General features: G+C 60.9%; 14 protein-coding genes. 3 read left to right on the forward strand and 11 right to left on the reverse strand.

Features of this window, described 5'->3' with window-relative positions:
- Positions 1-576 precede the first annotated feature (576 nt).
- Positions 577-2,526 (reverse strand): tetratricopeptide repeat protein, encoded by a 1,950-nt coding sequence (locus QEN71_RS40850; protein ID WP_201661632.1) that lies wholly within the window; start codon positions 2,524-2,526, stop codon positions 577-579.
- 381 nt (positions 2,527-2,907) lie between these two features.
- On the opposite strand from QEN71_RS40850, the gene QEN71_RS40855 reads away from it, so the two are divergent.
- Genes QEN71_RS40855 through QEN71_RS40865 form a run of 3 tightly spaced genes read left to right on the forward strand, consistent with a single transcriptional unit; the run spans position 2,908 to position 4,739 of the window.
- Positions 2,908-3,471 (forward strand): hypothetical protein, encoded by a 564-nt coding sequence (locus QEN71_RS40855; protein ID WP_201661622.1) that lies wholly within the window; start codon positions 2,908-2,910, stop codon positions 3,469-3,471.
- On the forward strand, positions 3,472-3,819 hold the full coding sequence (locus tag QEN71_RS40860; protein ID WP_201661620.1) for a histidine kinase dimerization/phospho-acceptor domain-containing protein: 348 nt from the start codon (positions 3,472-3,474) through the stop codon (positions 3,817-3,819).
- The gene (locus tag QEN71_RS40865) at positions 3,774-4,739 is read left to right on the forward strand and encodes a hybrid sensor histidine kinase/response regulator (RefSeq protein WP_201661618.1); all 966 of its coding nucleotides are present in this window, start codon (positions 3,774-3,776) and stop codon (positions 4,737-4,739) included. Before QEN71_RS40860 ends, QEN71_RS40865 begins: the two co-directional genes overlap by 46 nt.
- Before the next feature lie 185 nt (positions 4,740-4,924).
- Here QEN71_RS40865 and QEN71_RS40870 read toward each other — a convergent pair whose 3' ends face one another.
- The 10 genes from QEN71_RS40870 to QEN71_RS40915 all read right to left on the reverse strand — a co-directional run bounded on the left by QEN71_RS40870 (position 4,925) and on the right by QEN71_RS40915 (position 12,665).
- Positions 4,925-5,251 (reverse strand): TrbM/KikA/MpfK family conjugal transfer protein, encoded by a 327-nt coding sequence (locus QEN71_RS40870; RefSeq protein ID WP_201661616.1) that lies wholly within the window; start codon positions 5,249-5,251, stop codon positions 4,925-4,927.
- A 10-nt stretch (positions 5,252-5,261) separates the two neighbouring features.
- Entirely contained in the window at positions 5,262-5,711 is a 450-nt protein-coding gene (locus QEN71_RS40875) for a hypothetical protein (RefSeq protein ID WP_201661614.1), read from the reverse strand.
- Positions 5,711-6,421 carry a StbB family protein gene (stbB, locus tag QEN71_RS40880; RefSeq protein WP_201661611.1) on the reverse strand — a complete coding sequence of 237 codons (711 nt, stop codon included), beginning with the start codon at positions 6,419-6,421 and terminating at the stop codon, positions 5,711-5,713. Before stbB ends, QEN71_RS40875 begins: the two co-directional genes overlap by 1 nt.
- Before the next feature lie 68 nt (positions 6,422-6,489).
- Positions 6,490-8,280, reverse strand: a complete 1,791-nt coding sequence (locus QEN71_RS40885) for an LPD7 domain-containing protein (protein ID WP_201661608.1) — start codon at positions 8,278-8,280, stop codon at positions 6,490-6,492.
- Positions 8,277-10,022, reverse strand: a complete 1,746-nt coding sequence (locus QEN71_RS40890; RefSeq protein ID WP_201661605.1) for a type IV secretory system conjugative DNA transfer family protein — start codon at positions 10,020-10,022, stop codon at positions 8,277-8,279. The genes QEN71_RS40885 and QEN71_RS40890 overlap by 4 nt, the downstream gene beginning before the upstream one ends.
- 52 nt (positions 10,023-10,074) lie before the next feature.
- The gene (locus QEN71_RS40895) at positions 10,075-10,428 is read right to left on the reverse strand and encodes a hypothetical protein (RefSeq protein ID WP_201661602.1); all 354 of its coding nucleotides are present in this window, start codon (positions 10,426-10,428) and stop codon (positions 10,075-10,077) included.
- An 8-nt stretch (positions 10,429-10,436) separates the two neighbouring features.
- Complete coding sequence (locus QEN71_RS40900; RefSeq protein ID WP_201661599.1) at positions 10,437-10,673, reverse strand: DUF3717 domain-containing protein; 237 nt, start codon at positions 10,671-10,673, stop codon at positions 10,437-10,439.
- A gap of 2 nt (positions 10,674-10,675) precedes the next feature.
- A complete protein-coding gene (locus tag QEN71_RS40905; RefSeq protein ID WP_201661596.1) occupies positions 10,676-10,933 on the reverse strand; it encodes a hypothetical protein in 258 nt (85 codons plus the stop codon).
- A complete protein-coding gene (virB11, locus tag QEN71_RS40910; protein ID WP_201661629.1) occupies positions 10,930-11,967 on the reverse strand; it encodes a P-type DNA transfer ATPase VirB11 in 1,038 nt (345 codons plus the stop codon). The genes QEN71_RS40905 and virB11 overlap by 4 nt, the downstream gene beginning before the upstream one ends.
- A 59-nt stretch (positions 11,968-12,026) precedes the next feature.
- A complete protein-coding gene (locus QEN71_RS40915; RefSeq protein ID WP_201661594.1) occupies positions 12,027-12,665 on the reverse strand; it encodes a hypothetical protein in 639 nt (212 codons plus the stop codon).

The following is a 12,665-nucleotide window of genomic DNA, read 5'->3' on the forward strand; positions in this document are numbered from 1 at the left end:
TTGCTCAACTGCGCGCCATACATCACCCTGCGCCGCAATTTTTTCGATCAGATCGTAAAAAATCACGGACAACGCCTTGCGGGATACGCCCCGGGCTTTTGAAACGCCACGATTTATCGAAGTTAAGCAATTTACTTGTCCTCGCAATCATCCAGAAAGAAAACCGCTGCGCAATGGCCGCCACCGAGGGCACCGGTCACCTGAACGTCCAAATTTCGGCGCGTCCGGATGACCGTTCATGGTACGGTCGGGGATATCCCGCGCCGGTCTAGCCAATTCGCACCGGCAATCCGGCCAGTCTACCGATTTCGGTTCGCGAACCGTGCCGAAGCGACACAATTAGTTAGCAAGTCGTTGATTCTCAAGGAACCGCAATTCGTAAGACTGAATCCGAGTTCGTGAGACCGGATACCCGGAAATGATGAGACTGCCGGGATTAGCGCTCCGAAGGGTCCATGGCCTGCCGATGAACACACCCTCGCTGTCCCGTTTCCTTGACGCGCATTCGCCTAGATTTTGGGCGAGGCGTGAGAAGCCTGAGCAGGCGAAACAAGGCATCTCTGTGAATGGGGCATATCAGCGAGCGTTATCGCTGGTCTGGCCCGTATCCGGATCACCAAACAACAGAGGTAGATCGCGCTTGAGCTTGGCGGCAAATTCATGGTCGGGGAAACGTGTTATCGCTGAAGCCCAAACCTCCGCCGCAGTTGGGAGGTCACCGCTATTCCAATGAGCCCCGCCGAGGTCGAACCACGCAAGGTCATGGTCCGGGTCGAGCGCAAGCGCCCTCTCGTAGGCGTCGACGGCTTCGGGCCAACAACGGAGGCTGGCGTATGACGCAGCCAGCTGAAACCAGCTCATTGCATCCGGCTGAATGGTCTGGGCCTGCTCGAGCAGCAGCGGCACGCTCTCATCGAACCGCCCCAGTTGCTTGAGGGCAATCGCCAGGCAGTAGCCATACTCGCCGCCCGCCAATTCGTGGGCCTTGCGAAAGCAGCGCTCCGCTTCCGCCCAGTCCTCATCATCCTGCGCCCAGTGGCCCAAACGATCCCATGGGAGCGCCGCGTTGTCGGCGTCAATGTGGGGGATGTGTTGGTCAAAATCCTGGCGGAACTCGGAATACGTCTTCTCGATGCTCACCCCGCGGCCGCGCAGATAGAAACTTGACATCAAAAGCTCGTACCTCCCAATGGGATCCTCGGGGTGCGCCCTCACGTAGCGTTGCCAGAAGGGCAAAGCCTGTCGGGCATTGTGCACACTTGAGCGCCCGAAGGCAGCGACCAGACGGCGACACCACGGCCAGATGCAGCGGAAGCGGTCAGCCTGAGTCAACAGGCCATTGATTTCGCGAAACGCTGCGCGGCCGTCACCAAGGTTGAAGAGGACGTTTGCACGCCAGCCGATGACTGTGGAAGTCCGCCCCTGGTTTTGATTCGAAAAGACAACCTGATCAAGATGATGCAGCGCGTCCTCATACCTGCCTAGGCGGACAAAATGGATGCCTAGGGCAGTGTGAGCCTCTGCGAGTTCGGGATTCAACCGCAAAGCGTCGTGGTAGTGACCCACCGCCGCGTCTTGGTCGCCAAGCAGCGCGCAGCTGGATCCAAGGTTCTTGTGGATCTGAGCAGCCAGTTCGGGGTCCGCAGCAAGCGCCGGGGCGGCGAGGGCGGCTTCGAACGCACACTTCGCTTCCTGCTCGTTATGGAGAGCGTGAAAGGCGTTTCCTATCGTGTAATGGAGGGCGCTGACCCGATGGCGACCGTCACTGAGTCTCGCGCGGAAAAAGCGGATAGCCTCTTCGATTCTCTCCGGATGCTGGCACATGCCATCCATGCCTAGGTTAATCTCGGACATGTAGCAAATGCCCATTTCGTCGCTGCCAACGCCCAAAGCGGCAGCGAACTTGGTGAACCCGGCGCTGATTACGTCGTCTGAGTTCTGCTCATGGAGTTCCACGAGCAGCGTTCGAGTCAGGGCCGGATCGTCGGGAACATGAATATCCGGCGCAGCAGCGCCGACTTCACCTACGCGCCGGTCGCGTGATGACCTTGACCAAGCACGGGCGAGATCCGCAAGCCGGCAAAGGCGCTCGACCGTTAGCTCTTCAACAAACGACACGGTCAGCGTTTCCTGGTCGGTCCAGTTCGTTCCGCCATGCCCATAATGACGAGCAACACTTTCTGCAGCGCAGATGCGCAATGAGCGCGTCGGCACGTGATAGGCCACGTATACGCTGTAAGGCTGCATTAGCAGGTAGTTGAGGTTCGTGCGGTCGACCTCGACACTGAGCGAACCGTTGGCGTTCAACGCCCTTTCAGTTCCCTTCAGTTGGACGTGAACGCGAGCATTGGTTGCACACCCATTGGCGCTCGCCTCGATCTGGCAGTCCGTCCCGTAGTCCTTGCGGTCGGTCCCCTGCAAAATGAAAGCGCCGCTCTCCTCAAGTCGCGCCTGGAAAGCGGTGATTGCCTTGTCCTCAATCGCGTGATTTCGATGGCGACGCGGCAGCTCGTCAAAGTGATTCATTTGCGGATGCTCGGGATTTCCATTGCCGTACACGCTGCCTCCAAACTCGACCGGATGACGTGGACTTAGTCCGCTGCTTTGGGCGCCCGAGCCGTTATCAGCGTCTTTCATGTTATCAAGGAGTGGCTGTCGCAGGGAAGTCAGCCGCTGCGCTAGATTCTACAGGTATCGAATGACGGTATCGCAGATAGAAGCGGTCTCGTTCGTATTTGACGCAAGTGGCCGCTCGTGGGCCGCAGCCTTTCGAACCTGCGCAACACGGGCCGCTCGCACACTCTGGCAAATCCAACGAATTCGCATCACAAACCCGGCGAGTCCAGTTAATTCGGCTCCGCGTCATTTGGCGTGTGACCGAATATGTTGCGAAGTCCTTGATTTTTGATGACGCCCAGTCCAACGAATTCCGTATCCCTACAGTTGCTGCGCGACGGCGAACAGGCAGATATTGCGATGCGCGCGCAACACGATGCGCGACTGCATGCGACCGAGCGATGGCGTCAGGGCTTCGCGCTCGATGAACTGTATCTTGAAGTCGACCTGCTGCAGCGATGCGTCCAGACCTGCGTGCGGGATTATTACGCACTCGTGCCTTCACGCGAGCATCAGGCGGCCACGCACGACATGGTCGAGCGTTTTTTCAGCCAGGTGATCCATGGCGCGATTGACCAGTTACAGAGACAGCAGGACCGCCGCGTCAGCGACGCGCTCGAAGAGCGCGATCGGGCGCTGGTTTCGCAGGCCCGAAGCGAAGCACGGCTACGCATTGCGGCTGCGGCAGCGGAGCTGGGCATCTTCGAATGGGATCCCGAAGCCGACGTGGCCATCTGGGAAAACGACCGCATGTACGAGATCACCGGTCAGCTACGGGAACACGGCCCCCTGTCCGCACAGGAATTTTTCGCGACGGTCGTGGATCCTGCCGATACGGCGCGCCTTCGCGATTAAGTGAACGCTGCCGTCGCCTCCTCGCAGGATTTTCACGCGATCTTTCGTATTCGCACGTTGCAGACGTGTACGCCGCGCGTGCTCGAGGTGTCAGGAAGGTTCCTGCCGGACGCGTCGGGTGGCCGTCGCGTTATGGTCGGCGCGTTGGCCGATGTGACAAGCCGGGTGAGCGCCGAAGCGGCACTCCGGGAGGCGGACCGGCGCAAGGATGTGTTTCTGGCAACACTGGCCCACGAACTCAGAAATCCGCTTGCCCCGATCCTCAACGCAGCGCATCTGCTGCGACAGACCGGTTTGTCCGGTTGCAGGGACTGGTTGAGCGGCACGCGACCCATCTCTCCCGTCTGATCGGCGATCTGCTCGACCTCTCGCGCATCACCGCCGGCAAGATCACGCTGCGCATGGAGGTCTTCAGTATCTGGACTGCGATCGATCACGCCATCGAGATCAATGCGCCGGCGGCTGCCCAGCATGTGCACCGGCTTGAGGTCACAAACCCGCGATCTGCCGCTCTCTTTGTGCACGGAGACCCTACCCGCGTGACACAAGTGCTCGCCAACCTGCTTGACAATGCTGTCAAGTACACGGACGACGGCGGTCATATCCGGCTGGGCGTCGCCCGTGACGATGTACACGTGACGGTCACGGTGGAAGACAACGGCATCGGCATGGACGCCGCGACGATTCCATCACTTTTCGACATCTTCGAGCAGGCTCCCGCTACGCCCAGGACGACCAGGACGGGACTGGGTATCGGCCTCTCGGTCGCGCGTGCGCTGATGACCATGCATGGCGGCACGGTCGCGGCGGCCAGTGACGGACCCGGCAAAGGCAGTCGCTTCATCATGCGTTTACCTCTCTGCGACGCGCCGGCACATGCCTCGACGGGCAGTGCCACGGGTGGCACAGCGACGGCACGCTCATACCGGGTGTCGATCGTCGACGACAACCATGACGCCGCGCTGCCGCTCGCGATGATCCTAGACCAGCACGAAGTGCGCACTGCGACCTCCGGGGAAGCGGCGCTGAACATCGCGCGGGATTTTCAACCGGATGCAATACTGCTCGATTTAGGGTTACCCGACATGAGCGGGTACGAAGTCGCGCTGCGCCTGAGGGAGCTTGTCACATCTGGCCGCCCGTTGCTCATTGCCTTAACTGGCTACGGTCAACCCGAAGACAGGGCACGCACGCGCGAAGCGGGCTTCGATTTTCACCTCGTGAAGCCGGCGCGCCCCGATGAAATTCTGAACCTGCTGCGACAGTAGATCGACCGGCCACCTCACTCCCTGCGCACCCGCAGCATAAGCGCAGGGATATGACAGGAACGTGTCCCTGGAAACAACAAAATAACTGTTCCGCGGCATCATCGTAGGACTACATATCATATGGCATCGAAGCTCATTCGTGACGTGGGCATGCGAAAGCCATTGACGCCGCGGTGGAGTCCGTTTCATGGCCCGCTCTCGACACTGCCATACTTCGAGTTGACTGCGCTTTTCTGATCGCTGCCGACCGAGCGACACTGGTTCAGGAAATCGTCTCGTGCGTTGGACGTCCCGCTCAGATCGAAGTGACCATGGTGATAGCGCACGATCGAAAAGTAGTCCGCCTCATACTGGCTGCACTCGCGCCCGCCGTTACCACCCTGCATCAGTCCGGCAAGGCAAAGCACTGCCCCACACGCACTCTGATTGTCGTCGTCGGCTCGCGCCTTTGTGGCGGCTGTTAGCACAGCGCACGCCGCTACCGTGACCACAAAAGATGTTCTGAATTGCATGGAACAACTCCTATGTTCCGACCAGATGCAGCACCTGGACTGCACCGACCGAGAGGACCGCCGAAGCAAGCGCTGCACAGACGACCCATGTCGCAAGTTCGAGGCGGCCAATACCGCAGCGGCACCCCTCTTCGCGCAGCACGTCACGCAACTGACCACGCACGCGCCCGCTTGCCGCGTCGTACTCGCGCAACGCAAGTTCGCCGACCAGCTGGTCGCGCGCCTCCGCGAAATGCCCTGCCTCGGCGAGCACGCCAGTGGTTGATGCGTTGAAGTCCTTGAGGAAATGCTCATAGCGCGACGTGAAGCGCAGCAGCGTGAGTTCGCCGTCATCCTTGAACTGTTTGCCGCTCACCTGCAGCAGCTGGGTGAGTTCTTTCACATCGCGCCGCAGCTGCGACAGTTGGCCGAGCACTTCGCCGATCAGTTCCTCGCGGATCGAGTCTTCTGACGCGCCCATCAGCGCACCAACACCTTGAACACATCATCGAGTTCTGTAGTGACCCTGCTCGCAAGACGCTTGAGTGCCACCATCTGTCGAATATGTGCCTTTTCGGCCTCCGATGCCCCACTTTCCATTGCCTCTGCATTCAGCGCGACGTAGTCGCGCGGGTCATCGCGGATTTCGACGATCGAGCTGTCGAAACCCTTGATCTTTTCGAAGATCGGGTTCTCGTAGATGACTGCGTCACGATGCATCGAAAAAACATCGGTGCGTGAGTGAAACTCGAACAGCTTCGCGAAGCCCCGGCTGAGGTCCTGTTTGCGGTCGACCATATTCATGACCAACCGGATCTTTGTGGCACGCACGCCCAGATCAGAAAGCGCACGCAGCGTTGCGATCGTGTCCACCTGCTGCTTGGCGGTCGATACAGCCGGCACGATGAAGAGATCGAAGTCTTCATGCGAGCCGTCATAGCTTCGCATCAGACCTACAAAATCTTCGACATTCGATGCGCCCACATCGACGACGGCGTTTTCCAGTGTCATCAACTGATCCTGCAGCTCATCAAATTGCGACCCGCGCAACGCACCTTCCTTTTCGCGGTCATCCGAATTGATTGATTCGATCGGGATTACTTCAGCGCCCGGCAGACGTGGCACAAGCAGATGGTGTGCAACGGTACTCTTGCCAACGTTGCCCGAGAAATTGATAACCGCAATCTTCATGATGCAATGTTCCTTATCGGTTGAACTGGATGTGCCCGCATCACCGCGGTCACGCCAAACGGCTTCAGTTACGGGTCAATTTCCAGCGTCGGTGTGTCATGTCCAGCCTCGTGCGACGGCTGGTCCTGTTGTTGTTTCTGTTCCGTGCGCTGCTGCTGTTGCTGCCACATGCTCTGGCTTGCGCGCTCCCGCTCGATCTGTTCGCGCATGGCATCGATCGTCGCTTCGCTCACCTGCGGCATCGGAACATTGAGCGGATGGTTAGTAGCGCGCGCCTCGGCCACGGCGCTTTCGAACTCCCCCCGCAACTGCTCCTGCTGCTCGTCGGATAGTCCCCTGATTTCGTCTTCCAGCACCTCGCGCGCAGCCTGTTCCTTAATCCGCTCACGGGCGGCCGCGAGCGTGGCCCGCTGCGCGTCCGTGTATTGCCACTCGCCATTCAGGAAGCGCTCGCGCGCCTCGTCGATGCGCCGGCGCTCGTCAACCTCGCGACGCGCGGACTCGACCCTCTCCCGCTGCTCAGGCGTCAGCAGTCGTGACAGGTCGGGCGTCGACACGCGCCATTCGTTGCGACGACTCTCGACCTCGTTGGGTGCCAGCTCCTGTCCGGTCTCATCGAACTGCCGCTGTTTGACGGTCACGACCTTGCTGCCGCCCCTTTCGAGTTCGATACGCTGACCAGGTTGCACACCGCTCTCGCCGATCGCGCGTTCGAGGTCCAGCCCCCATACCGTGCGGTCGCCAGACTCCGTGCGTACCGTAGCGTAGTAACTTTCGTTTTCCTTCGGATCGTGATGAAAGTGCGCGGCGCCGTGTTCAACCAGGACGCCAGCCGTGACGGCAGGCGGTTTCTGCGTCCCAGCCTTTTGACGTGCCGGTTTGCCGGAACCTGTCCGACGCGACGACGCACCGTCCGCGTCCAGAGGCAACTGTGTCTGTTTCGAATCTTCTGACGCAGCGCTCGCGTCGGAAGGAGCAGAGGGTTCGGTAGCAGCCGGCCCAGGCTTCGGAGGACGCGGTTTGCCTCCGCGCCGGCCTCCGCCCGGCGATGCCCCTCCGGGATCGGACGGATCCCTGCCGGATACATCAGCCGTCGCCGCCTTGCGGCTCTGGCTCCCCTGCTTCCGTTCTCTCCCAGTCGCCGACGTCGAATCCATCGTGTGCGTGCGAGGAAGATCATTGGTTGTCGACCGCTCGCCTGCCGCAATGCGCATCGCCTCGCGCGCAGCCTGCAGCGTCGCCCGATCCTGTGCTTCGGGTTTGAACCCGCGTGTAGGCATGCCCGCGAGTTCCGCCGCAATCCACGCCTGCCGGCGGAATTCCTCGCTACCCTTCAGTTGCAGCTCGCCCCAGTGCTTTGCCTGAGCGACGGCAACCATGTGTTCGATCACGTCACGATCCTCACTGGCCGTAGCGAGCGAGCGTCCCTTGTCCTCGAAGTGCACCGCCTCGCTTTTGCGATCGAGATACTTCCCTTCAAATGCCACATACCGGTCGCTGACCGACTTCGGTACCGCGTAGCCGCTCTTCTCAAAGATCGGCTTCGGGCGGATCGCGTTTTCCCACTCTTTACCGTTGATGGGCTTGCCGATACCGGTGGCGGGCGCGACCCCTTCGTCCGCGGGCATACTCGCGCTGGCCCGATTCTCGTACCTCTTCCGGTCGGCGTCACGGATCCTTTTCATCCGCGCGTGCGTCGCTTCATCTAGCGGGGTATCCGGGTTGCCGGGTGCACCGCGCGCGTGAGCCTCGTTGGCCGGCGGCGTCGCGCGCGCGCGAATGGACGATGCATCATCCGCATTGGCTGCCTCCATCTCGCGGTAGTCGAGCTGATCGGCCGGAAATTCAATCTCGTTCATGATGCGGCTCCTTGATGGATAGATGGGGAGGCTGCATCGCCCTCGGCAGGTGTGTCGGGCGACGCCTCGGGTAGCACTTCACGCAGATAAGGCATCAGCTGGAATAGCGATGCACGGATACTGGAGCGGTTGGCGAAGTGGGCGGCACTCAGCACGCCGATCTCATGTTCGCGGACATCCCTCACCGCATTCGCCGCATGGATAGCCGTCGCACCCTGAGCGCGGCGCGCAGCATTCTGTGCGTGCCACCACTGCTCGACATCGATCTGCGGAACGGGCGCGCATAGCTCACGCGCAACGAACGCGGCGTGCTTCATCTGTTCTTCGTCCGGCAACTTCGGGCCGAAGCCGAACCACGCGCGACGGCGGTTGGCTTTTTCCAGCTTCGCCATCACGCCTTGCAGATAGGGGCTCTGCTGCACCAGACGGTCGACCAGTTCCGGATCCTCGTAGAAGTACGCCTTGTCACACAGGATCGGCTCGCACCCGTCCATCGTGATGATCTGCTTGCGACCCGGCAGCGCACGCAGCTCCTGCGGCATCATCAGCGCGCGACCGTGCTCGGTCTCGTTCGTGCTGGTCGACGCGTTGCGTCCCCGGCTGCGGCTGCGCGAACGCGACAGGTGGGTGAACGTGCCGAGGAGCTTCGAGTACTCTTCGGAATCCTTGAGCGTGCGCGGCGCAAAGAGGCTGCGCATCTTGCAGTTGATCGCGAGCGTTTCCGCACCGTGCCTGCCATACAGCTTCGGATCTTCAAGCTGTGACATGCCGTGAAAGATCAGCATCAGTCGCAGATTAAAGCCCGCGATGAAGGCGTTGGCCGTGTCGATAATGTCGATCTTGCCCGGCGCCGCAAATTCGTCCAGCATCAGCGCACACTGGTATTTCAGGTCGGGATTCTCTGCGGGCTGCTCGCGAGTATTCAGGTCGATCAGCTGTGAGAAGAACAGATTGATGAGCAACGCGCCCGCTTTCAGGTCGCCCGGCTTGATGCCCACGTAGATCGACATGGGCTTCCTGCGCACCTCACCCAGGTCGAAGTCGGAGCGGCTGGTCGCCGCGTCGACGATCGGATTGCTGAACACATTAAGCGGCGCCGTCATTGTGGACACGATATTGGCGAACGCTTCCTTTGACTGCGACAGGAACCGGTTCAGGGCGTCCAGACACTCGAAGCTCAGCGGTGGCAGCGTGTCGGTCGCATGCGATCGCGTGCTGACAATGGAAGAGATGTGCTCGCGCACCGCCCTGCCCTTGCCTGAGGCCTGCCGCAACACTTCGCCGAACGTGCAAGGCAAGGTCGGCGTCTCGAGCAGATACAGCACGACGCCAATAAAAAGGTTGCGCGCATTGTCGTTCCAGTACTTCAAACGCGCATCGACGTTCGACGGATACAGGTGCTCGCCAACCGTCAGCACGTCGCCGACCCGCGTATAGGGCGACCTGTGCTGGATGAATTCGAGGGGGTTGTAAGCGTGAGTCCGGCCATTCTCCGAGAACGGCGACCAGAGGAAAGTTGCCTGGCCGCATTTGCGCCGATAGCCGGATGTGTACAGGTAGTTCTCTTCCTTGATGTCCTCGACGACGACGGAATCGGGATAGGTGAGAAGATTCGGGATCACCATCGAGACGCCCTTGCCCGAGCGCGTGCCCGCAGCAAGCATCAGGAAATCCTGGCCGCGGTACTTCAGATATTCGCCCTTGTACTTGCCGACGATAAAGGGGGGATACATGTGGGACATGCTCACTCCTGAGGCGGGATGCGGTGGGAGGCTAGGACACGAATCGTCATCGTCACTTCTCCAGCAGGCCGGCTTTCACGATGTCGCGGCGCGTGGCGAAGCGCGCGTTGCCGAACTGCGCAATGCGACCGCGTGATTTCAGAAGCGCCATCGCGATCACCATGGCGGGCAGGCCGCCAATGACAGCCGAGAGCAGCGTGCAAACCGACAGCGCCCGCTTCACCCCCGGCACATCCCCATACGCCTGCCAGTAGTCGAAAAGCGTGAACACGCCCACCGAGTCCTGCGGCAGTTTCTGCAGGCGGGCGAACAGCAGGCCACCAAGATACTGGCCGAGGGTCGCGGCGCCAGCGACGAGCACCAGCAGCACAAGACACGGGATCAGGATGCGGAGATATTTCGGCATGGTGGATTTCAGTGTGTCGGAGCAGACGATTTTTCAGTGCGCAACGTGGACAGGATTCGCAGCGCGTTGCGCTGCGTCTCATCGAGTTCCGCATCGGCAAGTGCCTCACACCCATGAACGATCACAGCGCCGTAAAGCCGTGCGAGGGCGCAGGCCTCAGCACTCGTTGCAAATGCTTCATCGGACGAGGCACGCTGGCGCCAGTTCTCGATCGCCGCCTCGATATCGCTGATTGCGAAGTTCATGATTAGTCTTCCCTGCGCATGAGCCAGTGCGCCGCGAGGCCTCGCGCCCATGACGCCGTGTAGACCAGGCTCAGCGCGAGCACGCCGTACTGGTGTGCGCGCCACGCCATGTCGAGCCAGAATGGCTGCGCAACGAGCCCGAAGATGCAGGCCCAGCGACGCCAGCCCAGGCGACTGTCCTGCGAGAGGAAGACGGCGAGCGCACCGCACAGGCCGATCAGGGCCTGCTCGATAACCTCTGTGCCTGCGACCGCGTTCATGCAACACCCCCAAGCAACTGCCACTTTCCGACGGGGTCGTACCAGATCTCGGCCAGCCGCTTGTCCCGCATGAAGAGCACGAGATCCATCGTCATGCGAACCTGCTCCAGGATGAACTTCCAGTCGAGCGTCTGACCGACGGCACTCTGCTTGATAAGCGTCGCGGCGCGCGACGCAGCCGAACGTGCATCGTTGCAGTGAATCGTGGTGATGCCACCGGGCGTTCCCGTGTTCAGCAGCGTCATGTAATCCCACGTCTCGTCGCCCCGGAGTTCGGCGAGGAACACACGGTCGAACTTCATGCGAAGCGTCGAGCGCACGATTTCCTTCGCCGGAAGCGTGTCACTGAAAAACATGTGCACTCGGTTCGGATGATTCGGTAGCGACAGCTCGGGCGTGTCCTCGATTGTGCCGATCCGCTCACTGATCGGCACAAGGTCGGACAGCGCCTTGTTCAGCGTGGTCTTGCCGGAGCCGGTACCGCCGGCGAGAACGATGTTCAGCCGGTTGGCCACGGCAAGTTCGAGCATGCAGGTGACGTCGCGCCGTGACTTCGCGTCCATCATCCCGACTTCGAACGGCTGCAGGTCGACACCGTCCGGAACGGTGTGATGGGGCGACACATCGCGGAAACCATCGAACCACCCGTTGCGCTGATACTCATCAACCGAGAACCGCACGTTCGAGGGAATGCGGATCGTGATCGAGATCGTGTCGCGCTCGCACGCCGGCTGCATCAGCACGTGTCCCCGCTGGCCTTCTGGTAGCATCACCGGGTGAATGGGCTCCTTCGTGGAAAACTTGCCGCCTTTCATGACCGTCAGCGCGTTGGCCAGCTTGAAGCACGCGTCCAGCGTGCAGGCAGGTGCATCGTGCCGTTTCCATGCGCTGGCACCCTGCGTCCAGATCTCGCCGGGACGGTTGATCGCGACTTCGGTGAGACTGCCGTCGAAGAAATTCGCAATACCCATCTGCTTCAGGAAGTTGCGAGCGACGGTCCCCTTTTCGATGACATCGATAACCACCGAATTCATCTGCACTCCTTCTGGAGATGTCTGTTGCAAACTGGTAAATTGCGGCCCGGAGCGCGCCGTCAATGCGATGCCGTGTCTGTGCCCTGCGGCTCGACCTGAACTGTGACCCGGTACGATCGCCTGTCATCAGGCACGCTGCCCGCCAGATCGCGTAATGTCTGCGCGGGCGACGTAGAAACAACCGTCACCATCATCGATGCCGTAACCGCAGGACTGGCAAGCTTCCACATGACTGTCGCCGTGGCCAGTACACCAGCCGCCGTAACTGCTGCGATTGCAAGAGCGCCGTGCACGGTCCGGGCACGGCGCAGCGAAGGCGGGGCCTTTGACGGCGGACAGTTAGTTGCGCCCTCATCCTGGCCGACAGTGCCCGTCGCGATCCCGGGCTCAGACAGTTCAAGGCCAAGCCGCGCGGCGATTGCATGCATAACCACGCGGCGCAGCGCCATCGACATGTCGTCGAACCGGCAGCGGTCGAGCGTCATGCATTGCTCGAACGTATGCTCGTCGCCGATCCGGCGCAGCGGCAGGACATCAGACGGCTCGAACGGCCTACGCGCATCGACCTGTTCGGCCAACCGCCGTACGCGGCGCCCGTCGAAGACGTAATGCAGCGCGTCGCGCAGCTTTGCCTCGAAGGCATCACGCTCGACACCATGGAGCGGAAAGGTATCGGGAAACCGGATCTGCAGTTGCAT

Origin of the sequence: Paraburkholderia sabiae (assembly GCF_030412785.1) — a bacterium.
Taxonomy (GTDB): domain Bacteria; phylum Pseudomonadota; class Gammaproteobacteria; order Burkholderiales; family Burkholderiaceae; genus Paraburkholderia; species Paraburkholderia sabiae.

What these genes read in the sequence shown, in the direction of transcription:
- QEN71_RS40850 (WP_201661632.1), bottom strand. Translation starts at nt 2,526, where the DNA reads ATGAATCACTTTGACGAGCTGCCGCGTCGCCATCGAAATCACGCGATT.
- QEN71_RS40855 (WP_201661622.1), top strand. Translation starts at nt 2,908, where the DNA reads ATGACGCCCAGTCCAACGAATTCCGTATCCCTACAGTTGCTGCGCGAC.
- QEN71_RS40870 (WP_201661616.1), bottom strand. Translation starts at nt 5,251, where the DNA reads ATGCAATTCAGAACATCTTTTGTGGTCACGGTAGCGGCGTGCGCTGTG.
- QEN71_RS40875 (WP_201661614.1), bottom strand. Translation starts at nt 5,711, where the DNA reads ATGGGCGCGTCAGAAGACTCGATCCGCGAGGAACTGATCGGCGAAGTG.
- stbB (WP_201661611.1), bottom strand. Translation starts at nt 6,421, where the DNA reads ATGAAGATTGCGGTTATCAATTTCTCGGGCAACGTTGGCAAGAGTACC.
- QEN71_RS40885 (WP_201661608.1), bottom strand. Translation starts at nt 8,280, where the DNA reads ATGAACGAGATTGAATTTCCGGCCGATCAGCTCGACTACCGCGAGATG.
- QEN71_RS40890 (WP_201661605.1), bottom strand. Translation starts at nt 10,022, where the DNA reads ATGTCCCACATGTATCCCCCCTTTATCGTCGGCAAGTACAAGGGCGAA.
- QEN71_RS40895 (WP_201661602.1), bottom strand. Translation starts at nt 10,428, where the DNA reads ATGCCGAAATATCTCCGCATCCTGATCCCGTGTCTTGTGCTGCTGGTG.
- QEN71_RS40900 (WP_201661599.1), bottom strand. Translation starts at nt 10,673, where the DNA reads ATGAACTTCGCAATCAGCGATATCGAGGCGGCGATCGAGAACTGGCGC.
- QEN71_RS40905 (WP_201661596.1), bottom strand. Translation starts at nt 10,933, where the DNA reads ATGAACGCGGTCGCAGGCACAGAGGTTATCGAGCAGGCCCTGATCGGC.
- virB11 (WP_201661629.1), bottom strand. Translation starts at nt 11,967, where the DNA reads ATGAATTCGGTGGTTATCGATGTCATCGAAAAGGGGACCGTCGCTCGC.
- QEN71_RS40915 (WP_201661594.1), bottom strand. Translation starts at nt 12,665, where the DNA reads ATGCAACTGCAGATCCGGTTTCCCGATACCTTTCCGCTCCATGGTGTC.